The organism is Mycobacterium palustre, from assembly GCF_002101785.1.
GTDB lineage: Bacteria > Actinomycetota > Actinomycetes > Mycobacteriales > Mycobacteriaceae > Mycobacterium > Mycobacterium palustre.
This window is the reverse complement of the sequence record NZ_LQPJ01000050.1, coordinates 1-1,118: the sequence shown is the minus strand read 5'-3', so window position 1 is coordinate 1,118 and position 1,118 is coordinate 1. Positions and strand designations below refer to the sequence as shown.

1 protein-coding gene is annotated in these 1,118 nt (G+C 72.5%); it reads left to right on the top strand.

All coding sequences use genetic code 11. From position 1 onward, the window contains the following. The coding region (locus tag AWC19_RS03840; protein ID WP_245848700.1) for a MinD/ParA family ATP-binding protein at nt 1–1,040 on the top strand (1,040 nt) is incomplete at its 5' end. Between the last annotated feature and the right edge of the window lie 78 nt (nt 1,041–1,118).

Genomic DNA, 1,118 nt, shown 5'->3' with positions numbered 1-1,118 from the left:
GACCGCGCCCACCCGCGCCTCCCGGGGCCCCGCCGCGCCCGCCGGCGCCTCCCCATCGGCCCGCGGGCCCACCCCAGCAGCCCACCGGCTTCCCGCCTTCCGGCCCGCCGGTCCCGCTTGCGGCGCAGCTTCCCGACCGCGGTTGGCGACGCCTCTTGCGGCTGGCCACCTTCGGCCTCGTCAAGCTCGGCCCCTCGGCCGCGCAGCGCCAGGAGGCCGAGTACGAAGCGGCCATCCGAACCGTGCTGCACGGCAACTACAAGGTCGGCGTGCTGGGCAAGGGCGGCGTCGGCAAGACGTCCGTCGCGGCGAGCGTCGGGTCGCTGTTCGCCGAACTGCGCCACCAGGACCACGTCGTGGCGATCGATGCCGACACGGCGTTCGGCCGGCTGGCCAACCGGATCGACCCCCGGTCTACCGGCTCGTTCTGGGAGCTGACGGCGGACAAGAACCTGCAGTCGTTCGCCGATGTGGTCGGGCGCCTGGGCCGCAATTCCGCCGGGCTGCACGTGCTCGGCGGCGAGCCGGCATCGGGGCCGCGCCGGGTGCTCGACCCCGCGATCTACCGCGAAGCCGCGCTGCGACTCGACCGGCACTTCACCATCTCGGTCATCGACTGCGGCTCGACGATGGATTCACCGGTCACCCAGGAGGTCCTGCGCGATCTAGACGCGCTGATCGTGGTGTCTTCGCCGTGGGCCGACGGTGCCTCCGCCGCCGCGCGGACCATGGAGTGGTTGTCGGAGAAAGGCAAGACCGGCCTGCTGGGCCACACCGTCGTGGTGCTCAACGACTCCGACGGCCACGCCGACAAGCGCACCCGCGAGCTGCTGGCCCGCGAGTTCGTCGAGCACGGGCAGCCGGTGGTCGAGGTGCCGTTCGACCCCCACCTACGGCCGGGCGGCGTCATCGACGTGACCCGCGAATTGGCCCCGTCGACACGGCGTAGCTTTCTTCAGGTGACCGCGACGGTCGCGGGCTACTTCGCCGCGCGGCCGCACCGCGCGCCGGCCCGGCAGCCGGGCGGCGACCACACCTAGGTGTACCCGGCCATAACGTTGGTTACAGGCGGCTGATGGGTGGTAGGCCGCTGAGTGCGCTGTGGCGGCGTTGAGTGT